General features: G+C 57.1%; 16 protein-coding genes. 8 read left to right on the top strand and 8 right to left on the bottom strand.

Annotated elements, in window-relative coordinates; genetic code table 11:
• Positions 1-102 precede the first annotated feature (102 nt).
• Entirely contained in the window at positions 103-1,320 is a 1,218-nt protein-coding gene (locus F8N36_RS04305) for a transcription antitermination factor NusB (protein ID WP_291331568.1), read from the top strand.
• A gap of 114 nt (positions 1,321-1,434) precedes the next feature.
• Here the strand turns inward: F8N36_RS04305 and F8N36_RS04300 are convergent, their stop codons facing one another.
• Positions 1,435-2,427, bottom strand: coding sequence for a ParB/RepB/Spo0J family partition protein (locus F8N36_RS04300; protein ID WP_291331567.1), 993 nt, complete (start codon positions 2,425-2,427; stop codon positions 1,435-1,437).
• Positions 2,428-2,762: 335 nt separating this feature from the next.
• On the opposite strand from F8N36_RS04300, the gene F8N36_RS04295 reads away from it, so the two are divergent.
• On the top strand, positions 2,763-3,167 hold the full coding sequence (locus tag F8N36_RS04295; protein ID WP_291331566.1) for a hypothetical protein: 405 nt from the start codon (positions 2,763-2,765) through the stop codon (positions 3,165-3,167).
• A 13-nt stretch (positions 3,168-3,180) separates the two neighbouring features.
• On the opposite strand, the gene F8N36_RS04290 is transcribed toward F8N36_RS04295, so the two are convergent.
• Positions 3,181-3,969 carry a ParA family protein gene (locus F8N36_RS04290; RefSeq protein WP_136398550.1) on the bottom strand — a complete coding sequence of 263 codons (789 nt, stop codon included), beginning with the start codon at positions 3,967-3,969 and terminating at the stop codon, positions 3,181-3,183.
• Between the two features lie 309 nt (positions 3,970-4,278).
• Between F8N36_RS04290 and F8N36_RS04285 the strand changes: the two genes are divergently transcribed.
• The 3 genes from F8N36_RS04285 to F8N36_RS04275 are packed head-to-tail and all read left to right on the top strand — an operon-like array spanning position 4,279 to position 5,973.
• Positions 4,279-4,668, top strand: coding sequence for a response regulator (locus F8N36_RS04285; protein ID WP_291331565.1), 390 nt, complete (start codon positions 4,279-4,281; stop codon positions 4,666-4,668).
• Positions 4,669-4,695: 27 nt separating this feature from the next.
• Positions 4,696-5,508: a thioredoxin domain-containing protein gene (locus F8N36_RS04280; RefSeq protein WP_291331564.1), complete on the top strand. Its 813-nt coding sequence runs from the start codon at positions 4,696-4,698 to the stop codon at positions 5,506-5,508.
• A 3-nt stretch (positions 5,509-5,511) separates the two neighbouring features.
• A complete protein-coding gene (locus tag F8N36_RS04275) occupies positions 5,512-5,973 on the top strand; it encodes a GNAT family N-acetyltransferase (protein WP_291331563.1) in 462 nt (153 codons plus the stop codon).
• Positions 5,974-6,320: 347 nt separating this feature from the next.
• Here F8N36_RS04275 and F8N36_RS04270 read toward each other — a convergent pair whose 3' ends face one another.
• The 4 genes from F8N36_RS04270 to F8N36_RS04255 form a co-directional block, all read right to left on the bottom strand.
• Positions 6,321-6,902: a MerR family transcriptional regulator gene (locus F8N36_RS04270; protein ID WP_291331562.1), complete on the bottom strand. Its 582-nt coding sequence runs from the start codon at positions 6,900-6,902 to the stop codon at positions 6,321-6,323.
• Between the two features lie 245 nt (positions 6,903-7,147).
• Positions 7,148-7,606: a C40 family peptidase gene (locus F8N36_RS04265; RefSeq protein ID WP_291331561.1), complete on the bottom strand. Its 459-nt coding sequence runs from the start codon at positions 7,604-7,606 to the stop codon at positions 7,148-7,150.
• 311 nt (positions 7,607-7,917) lie between these two features.
• Positions 7,918-9,501 carry an ammonia-forming cytochrome c nitrite reductase subunit c552 gene (locus F8N36_RS04260; protein WP_291331560.1) on the bottom strand — a complete coding sequence of 528 codons (1,584 nt, stop codon included), beginning with the start codon at positions 9,499-9,501 and terminating at the stop codon, positions 7,918-7,920.
• Entirely contained in the window at positions 9,494-9,961 is a 468-nt protein-coding gene (locus F8N36_RS04255) for a NapC/NirT family cytochrome c (protein WP_291331559.1), read from the bottom strand. The genes F8N36_RS04260 and F8N36_RS04255 overlap by 8 nt, the downstream gene beginning before the upstream one ends.
• A gap of 256 nt (positions 9,962-10,217) precedes the next feature.
• Between F8N36_RS04255 and F8N36_RS04250 the strand changes: the two genes are divergently transcribed.
• The 3 genes from F8N36_RS04250 to F8N36_RS04240 all read left to right on the top strand — a co-directional run bounded on the left by F8N36_RS04250 (position 10,218) and on the right by F8N36_RS04240 (position 14,454).
• Positions 10,218-12,542, top strand: coding sequence for an ATP-binding protein (locus tag F8N36_RS04250; RefSeq protein ID WP_291331558.1), 2,325 nt, complete (start codon positions 10,218-10,220; stop codon positions 12,540-12,542).
• Positions 12,543-12,614: 72 nt separating this feature from the next.
• Positions 12,615-14,069: a sigma-54 dependent transcriptional regulator gene (locus F8N36_RS04245; RefSeq protein ID WP_291331557.1), complete on the top strand. Its 1,455-nt coding sequence runs from the start codon at positions 12,615-12,617 to the stop codon at positions 14,067-14,069.
• Positions 14,070-14,196: 127 nt separating this feature from the next.
• Positions 14,197-14,454, top strand: a complete 258-nt coding sequence (locus F8N36_RS04240; RefSeq protein WP_291331556.1) for a hypothetical protein — start codon at positions 14,197-14,199, stop codon at positions 14,452-14,454.
• 229 nt (positions 14,455-14,683) lie between these two features.
• Here the strand turns inward: F8N36_RS04240 and F8N36_RS04235 are convergent, their stop codons facing one another.
• Together F8N36_RS04235 and F8N36_RS04230 are read right to left on the bottom strand one after the other, a co-directional pair.
• Positions 14,684-17,986, bottom strand: coding sequence for a UvrD-helicase domain-containing protein (locus F8N36_RS04235; protein WP_291331555.1), 3,303 nt, complete (start codon positions 17,984-17,986; stop codon positions 14,684-14,686).
• 77 nt (positions 17,987-18,063) lie between these two features.
• Positions 18,064-18,921, bottom strand: a complete 858-nt coding sequence (locus tag F8N36_RS04230; RefSeq protein WP_291331554.1) for an N-6 DNA methylase — start codon at positions 18,919-18,921, stop codon at positions 18,064-18,066.
• Positions 18,922-19,030: the final 109 nt, after the last annotated feature.

Raw genomic sequence — 19,030 nt, 5'->3', positions numbered from 1 at the left:
GACGCTGGTTTGAACGCTCAGCAGGCCCTTGCAGCCGTTTTTTCAGCTGCCGCCGCATGTGCAGCAGACGCCAGATGTGGGCAGGGGAGCAAGGATAAGGCTGTGCCTCTTGCTGGTGCATTGCCCGCTGTGGAACGCAACCTTTGTTCAGAGCTGGTGTACGGCTATCTGCGCGCAGAAATCCGCATTGCATTTGTTTTGTCCAGGGTGCTGCCGCGTCCTCAGTCGTTGCCCACACCCTTGCAGCATGTTTTGGGCCTTGCTGTATATGGGCTACTGTTTCAGGATCGCGTGCCTGACCACGCCGCTGTTCACAGCGCTGTGGAAACTGTCCGCGTGCTGTATGGTCAAGGGTTCGCAAAAGTTGCCAACGGTGCGCTGCGCTCTGTGCAGCGCCTCGGTGACGCCCCCCGGCATCAGGAATTTTATACTGTTGAAGGCGCAAGTGCTGACAGCCTGCAGCGGCTTGCTCTTTTTTATTCCTTGCCTGTGTGGATGATTGGGCACTGGAGCAAACACTATGGGTCAGAAGCCGCCGCACATCTCGCGCAACGTTCCTTTGATCGACCTTGGAGCGCCCTTCGCGTTAATGCCGCTTATACTGATGCGCAGCAGTTGCTAGCGGATCTGCTTGCCTGCGGTGGGGCAGCGGTGGGCCAATGGGGTTGCGCTTTTGCGCCTGGCACTGTGCCGAACGTTGTTGAGGGCAAGTCACTAGTCGACTTGCAGCTTTGCGGGGCGGTTTCGTATCAGTCCGCCGGTTCACAGCTTGTCCTGGAGCAGCTTGGCCTTTATGACTGGGGTCAGCCGGTGTGGGATGCCTGCGCGGGATTTGGTGGCAAAACTGTCGCCCTGCTGGAGCGGGGCATTTCGGTTCCCCTGGCAACTGACCGCAACTTTCAGCGGCTGGCTGGTTTGCCCGGCCAATGCAGTCGACTGGCTTTGACCTGTCCTTCCACTGTTTTGGTTGATGCCGCAAATCCACCAATAGCAGAGTGGGGCGGTCATATACTTGTTGATGCCCCTTGCTCCGGCCTTGGTGTTCTTGCCCGCAGGCCAGATATTCGTCGCAGACCGCAACAGCAGGCGGTAGAGCATGAGCTGTTGCAACGCCGTATTCTGGATCGTCTGGTTGCCTTGCTGCACCCTGGGTGCGAGCTGGCCTACATAACCTGTACCCTCAGGGTGCAGGAAAATGAAAAGCAGATTGACAGAGTTATGAAAGATCACCCTGGTCTGCGTTTACGCTGCCAGTGGCAGACACCCAACAACCACCCGTGGCTGGAAGGTATGTTTGGAGCTGTGGTTCGTAAAGAATAGATACTTAAAGAGCGCAATGCGGAAGTTCCACCTGCGCTCTTTTTTTTGCCTGTCCACACCATGTTGTGTGGCTGGCAGCATATATTGCCCGCTGGTTGTACAGCGGGTTTTGTTTTAATCGCTTATGTCCGAAGTATCTTGAGTTTCAGCAGCAGGTTGCACATGCGTTTCGGTTTCGTTATTGGCATCGTTTTGGGCTTCTGGCAGGGCGACACCAAGCTTGGCAAGCAGCATGTCCAGTTCTTCGCGGCTGGCGTAGGCAAGCGCAATACGCCCGCTGTTTTCGTCACCGCTTACCTGGGTTTTGCAGCCAAGGCTCTGGCTCAGATTGACCTGTAATGTTTTAAGCTGGGCGCTTTTTTTGCGGGGTGTTTTGGTGCGGGGTTGCGGTTCACCATCCTGAGCTTCCCAGGGCAGAGCGTTGTGCCCGCGCCAATAGGCGGCAGCGTCTTCTGCTTCGCGTACTGTGAGCTTGTGACTGATAATGCGCTGGCGCAAGGCATCCGAAGCCATGGCATTATCAATGCCCAACAGGCAGCGAGCGTGACCGGCGCTGAGCAGCCCGGCCTGTATGTCGGCCCGTGCGCCCGCGCTCAGCTGCAGCAAACGCAATGCGTTGGCGATGGCGGGGCGGCTTTTGCCAAGGCGTGAGGCAAGTTCCTCCTGTGTGAGCTCAAGAGCGTCGCGCAGCGCCTGCAGGGCTTCTGCTTCTTCAATGGGGTTGAGGTCTTCGCGCTGCAGGTTTTCAATAAGTGCGGCAGCCATAACCTCTTTGTCGCTGAGCTCGCGCACGAAGACAGGCACTTCTTTGAGTCCGGCCAGTTGTGCAGCGCGCCAGCGGCGTTCGCCAGCAACAATCTGATAGGTGTTTTCGCCGCCATGCGGGCGTACCAGCAAAGGCTGAATAATGCCCTGCGATTTGATGGAATCTGCCAGCTCCCGCAATGCGGCTTCATCAAAATGCCTGCGAGGCTGGTTGGGGTTGGGCCTCAGGGACGAAACCGGCACAAGGTTAACGGCGCTTTCCTGTCCTTGCGGTTCCTGTTTTGGCGCAGACCCGCCAAACAGAGCGTCAAGCCCTCTGCCTAATCCCTTGTTGCTGCTCATGGTTTCTCCTTCCGCTATGCTGCGCATGGCATGCCATGCGTTTTGTTGCAATGACATTGTGCTGCCAAGCTTGCTGCTGGCGCGATGCCGTGGTGCGATTTTTGAATCTATATGCCCGGCAATACACATTGCCGTTTCTGCTTTTGTTGGTCAGTGCCCTAAGGCGGTGGCTTTACTTATTTTGCGTTCTTGACATTTACCCTTGGGGCGCGGCAGGCTATGCGCTATTACTGGCAGAGCAGAGCACGGCTCATTGTGCCGGGCCTTGTTAGCAATGCTTTTTTACTGCCGCCAAGCCAGGCTTTGTTTTGCCTGTTTTACTCCAAGGATCGTATATGCTCGATAATCCGTTGCTTCAGTATGTTACCGATGCCAAGGGCAATGTTGCTTCCGTCATTATTCCGTGGAGCCTGTGGGAAAAAATGGAACCCAAAGTCCGCAAGTTGCTTGAGGTTGAATCCACACCGCAAGAGATTACCCAGGCGGCTGGCCCTCTTGCGAGCTTTGACGAACTGATGCAGTTCTGGGATTTTAAGTATCCCTACAGTCCTTCTGTCACCTGCCCACACTGTTCTGCCACCACTGCCGACTGGCGCAATGACCCCAGCCAGCCCTTCGTGCTCACCAATGCCAATATAGGCGGGTTGCTGGTTTTTTATTGCCGCGCGTGCGGAACAACCATTCGCCAGAAGCATTTTCATAAGCACATGGCAGTGGAGCACACCACGCCCAAGGCTTAGTTTGCGTGCATTGTTATTGCAGCACGGTGTTCTTTTTGCTGGGTCTGCGCAAAACAATTTCTTTTGCCAGGCCCAGATAAGCCTCTGCACCCTTGGATTTGATGTCGTAATGGATGATGGACTTGCCGTGGCTGGGCGCCTCTGAAAGACGCACGTTGCGCGGTATGACCGTTTCAAACAGGTGCTCGGGAAAACAGCGGCGCACTTCGTTTTTTACTTCGCGGGTAAGACGGTTGCGCGTATCGTACATGGTGAGAACTACACCCAGCAGGGAAAGGTCAGGGTTCAGACGTTTTTTTACCTGCTCGTAGGTCTGCAATAATTTTACAATGCCCTCGAGTGCGAAAAATTCGCACTGAAGCGGAATAAGCAGTTCGCGTGATGCGCACAGTGCATTGAGGGTGAGCAGCCCCAGCGAGGGAGGGCAGTCGAGTATAATGTACTCGTAGTCGTTGCGCACACTTTTGAGGCATTCATCCAAAAAGAATTCGCGCGCCATTTTGTCCACCAGCTCAAGTTCAACGGCAACAAGATTGGTGCTGGCGGGCAGTATGTCGAGAAAGGGTGAGCGGGTCTTGGCAATGTTTTCTTTGAGCTTTTCCGGCTCATAAAAAGTATTGTACAGATCGCCGTGCAAATCTTCCTGGTGCAGGCCAATACCGCTTGTGCTGTTTGCCTGTGGGTCGCAGTCAACGAGCAGAACTTTTTTTTCCATAACTGCCAGAGCGGCGGAAAGGTTGATGGCAGTGGTGGTTTTGCCGACCCCGCCTTTTTGATTGGCAATGGAAATAATACGCGCCATTGAGGCCTCCCAGTCGTGTTGACTGAATTTAGAGGAAGTTCTGCTTCAACCTATGTGTTTTTTGGCTAGGGAGCAGGTACGTCAACGAGCATGAAATTTCTTGCTGATCGGCAGCTTGTGAGGCTGTACATGAAGTTTTTAAACTTCGTGTTTCACATGAAACATGAACTACACGAGCAGCTGTACTGGGTTGTTTGTAAAAGAGTGGATAAGGAGCGTCAAGGCTAAAAGCCAAAAATTGCCGCGTAAACTTGCCCACAACAAGTAAAAGCGTAGAAAAACTGGCACAATCCCTTGGCTGGAGCGCATATGGAAAAAACAAAAATACTGCTGGTTGACGACGAATCAGACGTAACACGTATCCTGTCCAAACGACTTGGGCGGAGAGGATACGACTGCCAAACGGCTGCCAACGGGCAGGAAGCAGTGGACGCCATGGGCCAGTTTGCCTTTGGAATAATTATAATGGATGTAAAAATGCCGGTAATGGATGGCATGTCTGCTCTGCAGATTATCCATTCACGTTGGCCTAAAACTCAGGTGATTCTGTTATCTGGTCATGCAGACATGCAGCTTGCCGTACAGGCAATGACCGAAGGCGCTTTTGGCTACCTGATGAAGCCTGTTGACATTGATGAGCTGCTTTTTAAAATTGAAGACGCCGTTACCCAGGTTCGCCTTGAGGCGGGGCAGGGCTAGCGAATTTTGCTTATAAGGAAGAACACGATGAATAGTGGGAAAAAAATTGCTGCGGCCATGTTTCTGGCCTCCAGCATGCTGGCTGGGGCTGTACCGGGAATGCAGTGCGCTGTGGCTAACGCGGTAGAGATTACCGAAGAAAATCTGCCCCAGTTCCTTGAAAAACTGTTCCGCGAGCGTCCTGACCTGGTCATGGATGTTTTGCGCAGGCAAAGCGAATCTGTGCTTGATATAGCACAGCAGGGTTCAAACCTGCGTCGTCTGCACAGCCTTGAAGCCCAGTGGGCAGCAGACATGAAGGTGAACAAAACGGTCAAGACCGAAGGCCGTCCGGTCATGGGGTCGCCCAAGGCCAAGGTGCGCATTGTGGCTTTCTCTGACTTTACCTGCCATTTTTGCCAGCAGGCATCCAAAACCGTAGATGCTCTTTTGCAGGAATACGGCAAGGACGTGAGCCTTGTTTTTAAAAACATGCCTCTGGACGAAAAGGGCCCAGCCAACATCGCCTCGGCTTATTTTGTGGCCATATCGCAGCAGAGCGAAGAAAAGGCCTGGCAGTTCTACAAGGCCCTGTTTGCTGATCGCGACAAGCTTATTGCCGATGGCGAGGCCTTCTTGAAAAAGACGGCCGAAGGCCTGAATGTGGATATGAAGCGCCTTGCCAAGGATGTGCACAGCAAGAAGGTTACGGACATCATAGCCGAAGACCAGCAGGATGCGCAAAAACTGGGCATCGAAGGTACCCCGTATTTTCTTGTAAACAACCTTGTGGTGCGAGGCGCTCTGCCGCTTGACCTGTTCAAGAGCGCTGTTGATATGGCGCTCAAAAACAGCAAGTAGAGAATGAACATACTGCCGGTGCGCCAGCAGGATCTGTCCGGAATTCTGGCATTGCAAAAGGCTGCTTTTACGGCCGAGGCGCAGCTGGTAAATGACTGGAATATCCCGCCCATGACCCAGACGCTTGATGAACTTGCAGAAGACTTGCGCAAGGGCATCATACTCAAGGCCGTGAATGACGGCGGAGCACTTGTGGGAACCGTCCGGGGCCATTTGGCTTCGGACGGTTTTTATATCGGTAGGCTGGCAGTGCTGCCGCAGTGGCAGGGCAGAGGCTGTGGTTCAGCCTTGCTTGAAGCCATAATTGCCCATGTAAAAAAACAGGGGCAGACCAACCGGCTGGTGCTGTTTACCAGTACCAGAAGCGAGCGCAACCTGCGGTTGTACGGAAGGTTTGGTTTCAGGCCATTCAAGAAAAGCACAACCGCAACCGGTGTTCCTCTGGTCTGGCTGGAAAGGGTGTAGGCCTGCTGGTTGGGCGCGGGACCGCGCCATCAATAAATGGTTTTTGATCGCAACCCGACCACAGCACACAGAACAGGCTTAAAAAGGACAGGGCAGCCTGTAAAAGTGTTTGTACAGTGCTTTCAGGATATCCCTGGTTCTGCGCTTAAAACCAACACCAGACCCATTTCAAGGCATACGGCGACGTATCCGCATCAATAGCGCAGCTCGACAAGCTTTGCCGCAATCATAGCCAGATACGCTTTTATGCGGGGGCAGGTGTGCCTGCTGTGATACCCAAAAGCGCAACGTGACGCAAAAAAAGAGCAGACCGCATCAACGGTCTGCTCTTTTTTTGGCAAATGTGTTTATTGCTGACTGGTGTTTCCGCGATTGCGGATTACTTTGGTCATCCACGTGCGCAGCTGGTCAAGATCGGCCTGCTGCGTTTTTTCTGAGGCGTCGAGCAGGGTACGCAGGTTGGCTACCTCTTGCCGCAGTTCGCCCACTTCTGGCGGGGCCGCATTACCTGCTACCGGCAGGCGTTGCACCACCAGCTGTAGCAGGTGGGCGATGCCCTCGATGGCGCTGGTCTGCCGCTCTAGAATCTGCAGTGCGGCAGAAGGAAAAAATTCGTTGGCTACCGCAAGATCAGAAACTTCGTGCGCAGGTGCGGTATCCGCAACCGCCACGGCGTTACGGGGAAAGCGCGCGGAAAGCGCATCCTCCACAGCCGCAGCCGTGCGCGATTTTTGCATCTGCTCGAGTATTGCGGAAATAACGTCGAGCGTTTCGCGCCTATAGCGTCTTCTTCGGCCATCACCCACACTGGGGATAAATTGCGCAAAGCGCTTGCAGTAATAGCGGGTAGTGGATTCTGGCAGGGAAAAATGGCGTGAAATATCCGCAATACTCAACAGGCTTTCAGCTACAGCAGCCTTGCGTGCCATGTTTCCTCCCGTACCGGTAAAGGTACACCACCAGTCGATCTGGCAGGTCGTAACCCGGCAAATTGAATAAAATGAGGGGAGTGGGCAGAAGCGGAAATCAGCAACAAAGTGATTCCGAAATAATTCTTTTTGAAATACTCCAAACAAAATTTAATAGCAAGTCAGCAAACAGAAAAGGCGGTACAGGCAATGCCGTTACCGCCTTTGAAAGTTGTTGCGCCATTGCGCAGTGGCGATACTGCGAATCAGTACACCACCCTGCGCACGGCAATAAGCTTGTTGCGCCAGTATGGAACCTCAAGGCTTTCCACACGCACATTTTCACCCCGTCGCGGGCTGTGGATAAATGAATTGCCACCGGCGTAAATGCCTGTGTGCAAGCCGCGCGGTCCGGAACCTGTGCGGAAAACGAGAATATCACCCTGTCTGGCGTCAGAAAGGGAAATCTTCTGTCCTGCGTTGGCCTGGTCGGTGGTGATACGCGGCACCTTTACGCCGTTTTCGCGGTATGCCCACCAGATAAGACCTGAACAGTCAAAGCCCTTTTGTGGAGAAGCTCCGCCTGGCCGATACTTTTTGCCCATCTGGGTGTAAGCCGTTTTTACCGCCTTGCGGGCAGATTCGGGCGCAGGGCCAGAATCTGGCGCAGACCTGAATGCGCCGCACGCTGTCAGAAGAACGGCGCAAACCAGGAGAAGAGCCATGTTGCGCCAAATGCGCCAATTGTGTGTGTGCATTGCTGCTTCCATGCTGCAACCTGCCGTGTTTGCAGATTAATCTGCAAATGTCAAAAACTTAACACTCTGGGTGCTGCAAAGAATTAAGCAAATAACGTGCCTGATATGAGCATGATAGGCATAACAGAGCAAAAAACTTTTGCAATTGAAAGCAGTAATTGCCCGAAGCAATTTACCAGAGGACAAAAACGCACACAGGCCCCACTTGCGCAGGGCCTGTGCGTACGGAGAAACTGTGCGAGGCCCTTGCCGGGCAAAGGCCTCGCATTTGAGTTGGATTACTGGGCGGGCTTGGCCTCAGAGGTAATGCGGGTCTGGCCATCCCATACCTGGTCTGCCTTGGGCAGAGCGGGCAGCAGCTTGGTCCAGGGGTTCTTCTTGAGGAACTCGGGGTCCTGCTGCAACTTGCGGCTCATTTCAAGAATCGGGGGCACCGTTTCCTTGATGTCCTTGGCAAGCTGCTCTGCAATGCCAAATTCCGTGGCCTTGGTGGCAAGGTCAACAGCCTTCTGGCTGCATTCCATGGAGGTCATGAGCGTATCAAGCGTCTTGGCAGGGTTGTGGAAACCAACGCTGTTTTCTGCAGAAACATAATCCCAGAACAGCTGGCCCTTGCGGACCATTTCGCGGGCTTCGGTCATGAGCGCGTCATAATCGGGCGAACGCTTGCCTTCGTAGCCATTGGCAAGGCGAACAGCTTCATGGGCCTTGACCGAGATTTCCTGGGCCTTGAGCAACTGGTCAAAGGCCTTCTTTTGCGTGTATTCCACGCGGCTGCGCAGGTAGTCGGCAGTCTTGTCGGCATGGCACTGGCGGCATGCGCGCAGTTCCGGATCCTTGAGAGGTGAGGTCATCCAGTGGCTGGAAACCTTCTTGCCGCCTTCACGCATGTAGGGCATGTGGCAGTCGGCGCAGGCTACGCCAGCGGCGCCGTGGGGGCCATCCTGGAACATTTCGTAGTCAGGATGCTGCATCTTGACCATGCCAACCTTTGAAGCGGCGTGCGTCCAGTCAGAGAACGGACCGGGCTTGCCGTCAGCACCCTTGGGGCCATGACCCTTGTAGTACTGGTACATGTCTTCGGGGTTGAAGCCGTTGTCCCAGGGGAACACGGGCTTGGCGGCGGGGCCGTTGTCCTTGTGGGTAAAGTAGTATTCCACGTGGCACTGGGCGCACACGAGGCTACGCTTCTGGTTGCGCGAAAGCTTGGCCCAGTCCTGTCCACTACGCTTCAGCCAGTCCTTGAGAGGCTCGGAGTAGGGGCGCAGTTCCATGGTCACAGGGTCGTGGCAGTTGGCGCAACCAATGGTTTCGTCCATGCCGTCGATCTTGTCCTTGCCGCGGAATTCGTTGACGTCCTTGGACCAGAAAGCATCGCCGTACTGCTTGACCCATTCCATCATCTTGGGAGTTTTGCAGTTCCAGCAGGTGGCGGGCAGGCCGCCCTTGCCGTCGGCGGCAAAGCGGTTGATGCGGTCGATGTTTACAAAGTCCTCGATGGCATAAGTGTGGCCACGGGCTTCATTGTATTCGTACATAAAGGGGTAACCCAGCCACAGGTTTTTGAGATAGGGCTGAGCGTGCTTGAATCCCTTGGGCAACGGGTTGACGTTGTCATTCTTGTGGTAGGGAATGGACCCCTTGTATTCCGTCATTACCGAAGTTTCGTTGTTCTTCATATACGAGGCGTACTGCTGGGGAAATTCCGCCTTGAACGAAGAAATGCGGGTGGCATTTTCAGGAATGGAGGTTTTGTACTTGGGAGGTTTGAGGTCTGTGGAAACATCCTGACAGCCCGTAAGCAAAACCATGCCAAGCAGGGCCGCCGCTCCCAGGGCCTTGTGTATGTTGCTCTTAGTCATTGGCTACCGTCCTTGTGCTTATGGGCATCATGCGCATGTGGGCAACACCCCGGTGGCAATCCACACAGTAGGGTTTGGCGTTCATGCTGGCCACGTTTACATTGGTCTGACTATGGCAGGCCATGCAGTTGGCATTAACCACATCCTTGGTACGAACACTCAGAGGGCGCGGAATGTCGTGGCCTGAAATGTTGCCGATAACGTCACGTAAGCCTTCCTGGGCTTTGAACGGCAGCTTGGCCAGCAGATTGTGCGGGGCATGGCACTCATTACAGGAAAGCTTGGCATGTGTACCCATTTTCTGGGTTACGGCCGCTTCCTGCATTATGTGACAACTGGAGCAAAACGGTCGCTGGTCAGTTGTCGTCATGGCGTACGCAAGCACACCCAAAAGCACCATTCCCGCCGCAACGCCGCCCAACAGCACCTTAAGCCATGGTCCATTGCGGGGTGTTCCCATAGAGCCTCCTTAACTCGCTCCTAACGTGCCGCCCCAATGGCGGCAACCCAGTCAAGAAAACAAGAACCGTACCAAAAAACGCAAATAAATTAAAAAAATAATAAGTATAAAAATAACATGGTTAATCAGAATGCACTGGGAAAACGTGATTGCTATCACAGAAAAAATCAGAAAAATAAGACAAATTCATAAAAATATGACAACTCACACCAGAAGGTGAGCAATGCTACGCGAATCAATAAAAAAATCAAAAAAGATGCCGTGGTTGGCTCTGGCTGCCAGTCTGGCGTGGCTGGTACTAACTGGCGTGTTGTACAGACAGGCAGTGCAGACCAACGCCGAACACAGCCTCGAACTGGAGCATACACGACTTTCTACAATGGCGCAGCAATTAATGGACGCCAGAAACTGGAATGCTGCACATGGCGGCGTGTATGTAGCGCAAAGTGAATATGGGCAACCCAATCTCTGGCTGCCGGAATCCGAGCGAACCGTCACAACGCAGGATGGCCGCACCCTTGTGCTGGTAAATCCGGCCTACATGAGTCGGCAGCTGGCAGAGCGCAGCTCGCGTGAGGGCGTGACCATCAGCGTGGTCAGCAGTTCGCCGCTCAGGCCAGAAAACATGGCCGACGTGTGGGAGCGGTCAGCACTGTCACGCTGCGCCGAAGAAACCCCCGAGGTATTCACCTCGCCGCAGCACGGCGGCAAACAGGGCCTGCGACTGCTCAGCGTTCTTATAGCCCAGCAGAGCTGTCTGCGCTGCCATGTGGGCAGGCAGGTGGGAGAAGTGCTGGGCGGTATAAGTGTTAGCCAGGACACCACAATTTTTCAGAAAAGCCTCGACAAGCAGTTGCACAACATGCGGCTGCTCTATGGCCTGCTTGCGGTCACCGGTGTGCTGGCCATCGGCGGTATCACGTTCAATCTTACACACCGGCGCTGGCTGGCAGAAGAAGCCAGCCGCATGAAAAGCACGTTTATGGGCCACCTGAGCCACGACATGCGCACGCCGCTCACGGCCATAGTGGGCATGAGCGAACTGGCCCAAAAAAAGGAACTGCCCGAAGCAGAGCGCAAAAAAGCACTGTCCTATCTGGTTCAGGCGGCAGAAGCACTGCGCGAAATGGTCAACGACATCATGGACCACGCGGCGCTGGAACAGGGTACACCTGCCCTGCGGGCTGCTCCCTTTGACCTGCGCCAGTGCCTTGCCGACTGCGTAAATCTGTACCGACCCATAGCCGACAGCAAGGAAATCACGCTTACCCTGGGCATGGAGAACAGCCTGCCCGCCTGTGCAGTGGGCGACAGCTTTCGTCTGCGACAGGCTCTGGGCAATATCATCAGCAATGCGGTAAAATTCACGGATTCGGGTTCCGTAAGGGTCTACGCCACAGTTATTGAGAACACAGCCGAAGGCTTGCGCCTGACCGTTGCGGTTACAGATACCGGTCCTGGTCTGGCCGAAGAAGACCAGGTGCGGGTGTTCGAGAGTTTTCAGCGCGGGCGCGGCAGCGCCCACACTTCCGGAACAGGTTTGGGGCTGAATATTGCGCGCACGCTGGCTCGGCTGATGGGTGGCGACGTGCGGCTTGCATCACGCCCGGGGCAGGGGGCCTGCTTTACGCTCGATGTGCTGTTGCAACCCTGCGACCAGTCGCAGCCAGCGGGCTGTACTGCTGATTATGGGATGCAGTGTGAACACATGAGCCTGCAAGACAAAAAAGTGCTGGTTGCGGAAGACACCGCCTCCATTGCCTATGCCCTGCGACAGATGCTCAAGGGCATGGGAGCGGAACCCATGACCGTATCCAGCGGCGAAAAGGCGCTCGAGATATTGCGCGACCCCCGTCAGGGGCCGTGGGATATGCTCATACTCGACAGCCGGTTGCCCGGTATAAGCGGGCTCGAAGTGCTTGCCGGGCTGCGCAATGGTGAAACCCTGGCTCATCGCGAAACACTGGCGGTGGTCTATACTGCCACAGCCAGCATCGAATTTGTGCAAAAATGTGAGTCTCTTGGCGCTGACGGCGTATTTTTGAAGCCCTTGAGCTTTGCCCAGCTGCGTTGCCAGCTGGAAAAAATTGTTGCTGCCAAAAAAGCGACGGGCACAGGTCAAACTGCACCGGCGCAGCAGGTAGAACCGCAGAATCTGGACAATATCGCAATGAGCAATGAAAACAGGAAAGCTTCCAAATCCATTGATGATACAAGCAACCCGCAATGCTCCACCAGCCAGCCCGCAGTGTGGAACCGCAAAGCCGCTCTCGAAGCGGTGGATAACGACGCCGTAGTGCTCAAAAGCCTTGTGGATGTGCTGGCCGGCGAGCTGCAGGAGCGGCTGGTGGCGCTCGATGCCGCCATGGCAGCGCTTGACGAGGAACAGATACGCCGCACGGCCCATGCCTGTAAAAATTCGGCGGGTATCATGCGGCTTGACCGTTTGCGCGTGGCAGCCGCAGCGGCAGAAAACGCCACTGCCAGTCATCTGCCAGAAGCTGCCCACGCCCTGCGCGAGGCAATGCTTGAAGCTGACGCAGCATTGGCGGCAGGGCCGCATGCTGATGCGACGGAGTAAGCGGATGCTGGCAAGGGAAATAAAAGGATCAGCTACAATCAATGCGCTGCGCACGCGCAAGGAGTCAGACTGATGGCCAGAGTGCTTGTGGTGGACGACGAGGGGCTTATGCGCACCATGGTGCAGGTTGTCTGCAACCGTATGGGGCACGAAGCCCTGCTCGCGGGCAACATTCAGGAAGCTTTGGGCATGGTTGCTGAACCCGTGGACGTTGTGCTGCTTGATGTCTGGCTTCCAGACGGCAACGGACTGGAATATCAGGCCGATTTTGCCCACTTGCCCGGCAACCCCGATGTGGTGGTCATTACCGGCAATGGAGATGGCGACAATGCCGAGGCGGCCCTGCGCTCCGGAGCGTGGGAGTTTCTGACCAAGCCCCTGCAGATGCGTGATATTGAGCAGTGTCTGAAACAGGTTTTGCAATTCAGGCAAAACCGCACGCCGGCCAGCGAAGAACTGGTGGTGGACAGCGGGCATATACTTGGCTCTGGGCAGGGCATCAGCCGCGCTCTCAAGCTTCTGGCGCAGGCCGCAAAAAGCGATGTAAACGTGCTTTTACTGGGCGAAACCGGCGTGGGCAAGGAACTGTTTGCCCGGGCGCTCTTTCGCAACAGCACGCGGGCCGCAAAGCCCTTTATCACGGTAGACTGTGCCTCGTTGCCTGAAACTCTGGTAGAGAGCCACCTCTTCGGCCACAGCCGGGGAGCGTTTACCGGGGCCGACAGAGCGCGGGACGGTCTGCTGCTGGCCGCCGACAAGGGGACGCTGTTTCTGGACGAAGTGGGCGACCTGCCCCAGCCCATGCAGGGAGTTTTTTTGCGCGCGCTGGAACAGCGCCGTTTTCGCCCTGTGGGTGAAGTGCGCGAGGTCAGCAGCGACTTCAGGCTGGTGGCCGCCACCAACAAAAATCTGGAACTCATGGCCAAGGAAAACAGCTTTCGTTCAGATCTGCTCTATCGCTTGCAGGGCCTCACCATTGTGATTCCGCCTCTGCGTGAAAGGCTGGACGAAATACCGGCACTGGCGCGGCAGGCCATTGCCCGTTTTTGCCTTGGCAGCGATCAGCCGGAAAAGAATCTTTCAGACGATACCCTGGGCATGCTGCTGGAATACGCCTGGCCGGGCAACGTGCGCGAACTTATCCACTGCATTCAGCGGGCCTGCTTGACTGCTGGCAAGGGGGACCTGTTATTGCCCGTACATCTGCCCACGCACATGCGTGTCGATTGCGTGCGGCGGCGCATGGGGCAGGCTTCTGCCATGCCAGGGGGTGCAAGCGAGATTGCACCCACGGTTGCGGCAGTTCCGGGCATAGCTGCCAGTTGCGGCCTGTCTGTACAGGACGTGGCAGGGCAGGATGTGGAGGGGCAAAATCCGCCCAGTCTGCGTGAGTGGAAACTGCAGGCCGAAAAAGCTTATGTGCGGCAGGTTTGGGACCTGAGCGGCGAGGACGTGCGCAAGGCCGCCGAGGTGGCGGGTATATCACGCGGCCACTGGTACGAGTTGATGAAAAAAATCGGTTTGTAGCAGAAATTTTCTCGTCAAATGGCGCTACAGGCCAGAAAAACAGGCCATCTGTCCAAGGGAGCTTGCGTCAGAAAATAAAAGGGGCTATAGGCGAAAAAAACGGCATTGGAAGGCAATGTTAGAGATTATGAACAAGAGTCCCATTACCGTCAGAGGCTATGTTGCGGCAGTGCCGCGTTCCGTGGATGCCAGGCAGGCCCGTGTTGCTGTTGTGCAGGACGATGTGGAATATCGCATCATGCCGCGCGGCGCAGGTGTTGATCTGGATGACGAGGTCAGTGTGCCCGTAGAAGTTTCAGGCATTGTGGAAGAGGCGGACGGCGTGGTGTACCTCACCGTCCGCGGCTACAAGGTGCTTGAAGACGACTCCTGGCTGGAAGAATAGCCTCGCTGCCTGCCTGTGCAGGCGACGAACTCTGCATAACAGCTTTTGCCGGATATGGCGTCTGTCAGCCGGAAAAGAAGTCGCGCCCAATTTTTGTCAAAGCCCCGTGCCGCCCATGGCGGTCATGGGGCTTTGTACTAATGTCTCTCAATGCTATGGGGCTGCCATTGTGCCAGCTCCCCATCAAGGCGTCTGCGTCGCTTTTTTGTTACGCAAACACTTCAGCCCATCAAAAGAGGCTGATCTGTTTGTGTTCCTTGCGGGTGTGGGCGGCCAGTGAACTATGGCGGCAGAATTCGCGTATCTGGGTCATGAAGGGCGAGGGTGAAAGGCGCAGGGTGCGTCCATAGAGCGTACGCTGCTCGCAATGGCTCAAAAAGAGTGCGCGGGCCGCTCGTGTAAGGCCCACGTAGAGCAGTCTGCGCTCTTCATCCAGAGGGTCTGCCTGACCAGATCCCTCTTCCTTACCTGCAAACAGCATGTCACGGCGCATGGGCAGCAGGCCGTCTTCCAGCCCAGGAATAAACACAGCCTGAAATTCAAGCCCCTTGGAGGCATGCAGGGTCAAAATCTGTACCCGCTCGGCCTTTTCGCGCACAAGTTCTGCCTCTTGCAGCCAGGCAAGCTGCTCAAAAAAAGCTGACCAGCTGCCGCTCTGCTTCCATGTGCGGCACAACTGCCGCCAGCTGTGCCCGCCGGTAAAAAGCTCGCCCGCCCACGGCCTGGCCGCCAGCCAGCCGGACATGGCTTCGGGAGCCGGAAGGCCGACAGCCGAGCACCATTCCACCGGCAAGGATTCGGCATCATCAGCGGCATCGGGGGTATCCGTAAAAAACTGCGCAAAGCCGCCAGCAGAGCCGAGCAGGGCCAGCAGCCGCGCGCAGGCAGGGTCTTGCCAAAAAGTGTCCTGAGCGGGTGCGGCGCAAGGTATTCCCGCCTTTTCAAGGACCGCCTGCAGGGGGGCGATCTGAGCTTTCAGGCGTACAAGAACCGCAACGTCGCCGGGGGCGAGGGTTCCGGCCAGACCGTGCAGGTCGTCGGGATCCTGCCTGTCCATGAGGGTATGGGCCGTTGCACCAAGCAGGTGCTGCACGCGGGCAGCAATCCAGCGGGCTTCGGCGTGCTCGTCTGGCGCGGTAAAGAGGCGCAAGTCAGCCGTGAGCTGCTGCGCAGCCTTGAGGGGGCCGCACTGACCCTTGTGCTGCAGAAGGCTGCGGGCCATGTCGAGCACGCTCTGGCTTGAACGGTAACTTTGCCCCAGTCTGTACACAGCCAGCTCCGGCCAGCAGACACGCAAACTGGCCTCGCTCTGACCTGCAACTCCACGAAAACCATAAATGGCCTGATCCGGGTCGCCAATGCCAAAAAATCCACTGCCGCCAGCGGGCAGCAGCGCACGCACAATTGCGAGCTGCACGGCAGAAAGATCCTGCACTTCGTCCACCAGCACGTGCCGTGGGCGGGCGCTTTCGGGCCGGGTGCCAGCGTGTGCCAGCCACCAGTCCAGCAGATCGGCGTAATCCACATAGCGTTGTTTGGCGTTTTTGCGGGCCGTGTAGTTGGCTGCGGCCTGCGCCAGCGGGCTTTGGGCGGGCTCTTGGTCAAGGGTTGCGCCCTCGCGCGCCAGTGCAAGGCGGTCCCACAGGTTGCGGGCCTCGCGGGGTTCCAGCTCTGGGTTGGACAGGCGAAAAAGACTGAGTGCCGCATCTTCGCCCATCAGCAATGGGGGATTGTCGCCACTGGCCGCGCGTAAGGCCGCCCAGGCCATCCCGTGCAGGGTGTCGCACTGTGGTGCCGCTCCCCGGGACCCGGAAAACACGCCCGCCAGTCTCTCGCGCAGTTCGTTGGCGGCGCGCCGCGTAAAGGTAACGGCCAGCACGCGGCCCATATCTTCGCCCTGCTGGGCAAGCCACTGCAAGCGACCCACGAGCACGCGGGTTTTGCCAGCACCGGGGCCTGCCAATACCAGCACAGGTGCTGGCCCGGCAGTGAGGACCGCCTGCTGGTCGGTGGAGTAGGCAAAGCTTCGGGCAGGGGCTTCTGTTCGGGCGGCGGATTTTACGGCAGAAAAATTGTCCGCAGCTGTGGTGTCCGCGCTCTCCGCAAGCGGAAGTGCGGCCCGGCGCACCCGCACGGCAGCGGTGGCGCTGATAGTTGCCGATTCGCCTGCTGTTTCAGCAGCCTTTTTACGGCCACGTTTGGCAGGCGCTTTTACACCCGGCAGGGCGCCGCGGGCATCGGCCAGTTCGTCTGGCGCAAAAACACGCACCGTTCCGTATTCGCCGTCATAACCGCCTTCGCGAAAAACCTGCCCCCGCCGCATGCGGGCCACGGCCTCACCCAGCGGCTCCCAGTGTGCTCGAATGTCGGCTTCCGGCAGGCTGCAAAGAATATCCAGCTCTGGTCCGAGCTCGCGCAGCAGACGGCTGTATCGCTCCTGCACCCGGCGTGAAGTGGGGCCCACGTCAAGAATTTCGCCCACAACTTCCGCCAGCGGTATGAGGGGCCGTACCTCTGGTTCGCGGGGCAGTTCCGGCGTTGTTTCGCGGTCGGCCAGTTCCAGCACGCGGTGCAGCACGCCCACGGTCAGCGGCTTGCCGCACACAGGGCAGATATTGCCGAGGGCCAGCGAATCCTTGGGTTGCAGCACCACGTTGCAGGCGCGGTGACCATCGAGGTGATACTTGCCCTCGTCGGGGTAGAATTCCATGGTTCCAAGAAAACGGCAGTCCAGCTCGCTCTGGTCTTCGCGCCGGGCCGAGGCGCGCAGGGCCGCAAACATGCCCGCGTAGCTGGGACGGCCCTCAAAAAGATTGGCCTCGCGCCCAAGATTTGCCCCGGAGTGCGCGTCCGAATTGGACACAAGGGCGTAGTTGTCGAGTCCGCTGATAAGGCGGTTCATGGCAGGGTCTGAAGAAAGCCCCGTTTCAAGGGCAAAGATGTGCTCCGAAAGGTCGCCGTAGCAGTCTTCAAGCCGGTCAAAGCCGGATTTTGAGCCAAACAGCGCAAACCAGGGCGTCCATACGTGGGCGGGAATCATCACCGAGCCAGGGGCGCATTCCAACATGATTTCAAGCAGATCGCGTGAATCCAGCCCCAGAATGGGGCGGCCGTCGGCATTGAGGTTGCCGATCTGCGCAAGCCGCCGCGAAAGGCGCTCCGCGTCTTCAAGGGTGGGCACAAACACAAGGTTGTGTACCTTGCGCACCTTGCCGCCGCGCTTGTAGATGGAGCTGATCTCTGTCTGCAGCATGAACAGTGGGGCAGGGGCTTCCGGCAGGTACGAGCCTGTGGAGGCGGCCATAAAATCGAGGGGTTCCGGCTCCACGGCCAGCCGGTACAGGCCGGTTTCCTCATCGAGCACCAGCTGTTCCGCCAGATCAGCCCGCCATTGCGGATGCGTAAAATCGCCCGTACCCAACACGTTGATACCCTTGCAGCGAGCCCAGGCAGCCAGATGACGGGGATTGAGCGCCTTGCTTGTGGCGCGCGAAAACCGGGAATGAATGTGCAGATCAGCTATGAAGTTCATGGTTCACCCTGCGGCAATGGTGTGTATATATCTGATAGTATGTTTTAAATATGGCTGGCGCGGATTTTTTTGCGGCCTCAGGCGAGCCAGGGGCAGAATCGCAGCGCCTGTGCCGACCAGCGGGAACCGCCCGTGGTGCCCTGGGCCGTATCTACCTGCGGCTTGCCGCTTTGGTCAGTACGTGCCTTGCCTGTGTGCAGCGTCAGCGGCGCTTCTATGGTGCACTGGTGGGCCGTATTTTTGCGGGCCAGCACGAGCACCCGCAGAGCGGGCCGTGATGCATGCGTTCTGACCGGCAGCAGAGTGCGCAGGCCAAAACCGGCCACGTCCAGCGCGCCACTCAGCAGAGGCAGCGCCAGTGCATCATAGATGCAGAAAAAGTATCCCTGATGTCGCAGCAGGGTGGCGGCGGCCCGGCAAAAAAACGCCAGCACGTGCGCGCGGTCTTCCTTGCCCTGTGTGCCCCGCAGTGCGCGTTCGCGCAGGTGGCTGGGCGAGGGGCGGCCTTCCACGCCATATGGGGGGTTGGCAATAACCAGATCAAGGCTGCCAGTCCTGTACCCCCACGTAGCGGGCAGGGTAGGCATAAATGCCGTATCCGCCAGATCTGCCTGCGCAAATCGCAGCCTGTCGGTGAGGCCCAGATGCCGGGCATTGGCGCAGGCTGCCTGCACAAGGGGTGCCTCCCTTTCCAGCCCAAGCCCCGTAACCGTGTCGCAACGCAAAACCAGCGCCAGCAGGGCCGCACCACAGCCGCAGCCTAGCTCTGCCGCCGCAAGCTCTTTGCGCCGCGCCCCGTTCATGCTTTCCACGTTTCGCGCGGCAAAGGCTGCCAGCAGAAGGGCATCTGCGCCAAAGCGCAGGCTGCCTTGCGGTTGTTCAAGCCCACGTGGAAAAAGCTGGCGGGCGTTGTAAAAGGGATCTTGCGTGTGCATTGCGGTTCCTGCGCCAGCGAATGGGCCGCCGACAGAAGAAAATTCTGACGACGGCCCGTGCGTATGCGTTAGGGTGCGGTGACGGGCTGGATCAACCATTGCCCGCCCG

The sequence above is a fragment of the Desulfovibrio sp. genome, assembly GCF_009712225.1.
GTDB lineage: Bacteria > Desulfobacterota > Desulfovibrionia > Desulfovibrionales > Desulfovibrionaceae > Desulfovibrio.
Note: the sequence above shows the minus strand (reverse complement) of the source record. Positions and strands in the feature narration are given on the sequence as shown.

What these genes read in the sequence shown, in the direction of transcription:
- F8N36_RS04290 (WP_136398550.1), bottom strand. Translation starts at nt 3,969, where the DNA reads ATGGCGCGTATTATTTCCATTGCCAATCAAAAAGGCGGGGTCGGCAAA.
- F8N36_RS04245 (WP_291331557.1), top strand. Translation starts at nt 12,615, where the DNA reads ATGGCCAGAGTGCTTGTGGTGGACGACGAGGGGCTTATGCGCACCATG.
- F8N36_RS04265 (WP_291331561.1), bottom strand. Translation starts at nt 7,606, where the DNA reads ATGGCTCTTCTCCTGGTTTGCGCCGTTCTTCTGACAGCGTGCGGCGCA.
- F8N36_RS04300 (WP_291331567.1), bottom strand. Translation starts at nt 2,427, where the DNA reads ATGAGCAGCAACAAGGGATTAGGCAGAGGGCTTGACGCTCTGTTTGGC.
- F8N36_RS04270 (WP_291331562.1), bottom strand. Translation starts at nt 6,902, where the DNA reads ATGGCACGCAAGGCTGCTGTAGCTGAAAGCCTGTTGAGTATTGCGGAT.
- F8N36_RS04280 (WP_291331564.1), top strand. Translation starts at nt 4,696, where the DNA reads ATGAATAGTGGGAAAAAAATTGCTGCGGCCATGTTTCTGGCCTCCAGC.
- F8N36_RS04285 (WP_291331565.1), top strand. Translation starts at nt 4,279, where the DNA reads ATGGAAAAAACAAAAATACTGCTGGTTGACGACGAATCAGACGTAACA.
- F8N36_RS04230 (WP_291331554.1), bottom strand. Translation starts at nt 18,921, where the DNA reads ATGCACACGCAAGATCCCTTTTACAACGCCCGCCAGCTTTTTCCACGT.
- F8N36_RS04255 (WP_291331559.1), bottom strand. Translation starts at nt 9,961, where the DNA reads ATGGGAACACCCCGCAATGGACCATGGCTTAAGGTGCTGTTGGGCGGC.
- F8N36_RS04295 (WP_291331566.1), top strand. Translation starts at nt 2,763, where the DNA reads ATGCTCGATAATCCGTTGCTTCAGTATGTTACCGATGCCAAGGGCAAT.
- F8N36_RS04240 (WP_291331556.1), top strand. Translation starts at nt 14,197, where the DNA reads ATGAACAAGAGTCCCATTACCGTCAGAGGCTATGTTGCGGCAGTGCCG.
- F8N36_RS04260 (WP_291331560.1), bottom strand. Translation starts at nt 9,501, where the DNA reads ATGACTAAGAGCAACATACACAAGGCCCTGGGAGCGGCGGCCCTGCTT.
- F8N36_RS04275 (WP_291331563.1), top strand. Translation starts at nt 5,512, where the DNA reads ATGAACATACTGCCGGTGCGCCAGCAGGATCTGTCCGGAATTCTGGCA.
- F8N36_RS04235 (WP_291331555.1), bottom strand. Translation starts at nt 17,986, where the DNA reads ATGAACTTCATAGCTGATCTGCACATTCATTCCCGGTTTTCGCGCGCC.
- F8N36_RS04250 (WP_291331558.1), top strand. Translation starts at nt 10,218, where the DNA reads ATGCCGTGGTTGGCTCTGGCTGCCAGTCTGGCGTGGCTGGTACTAACT.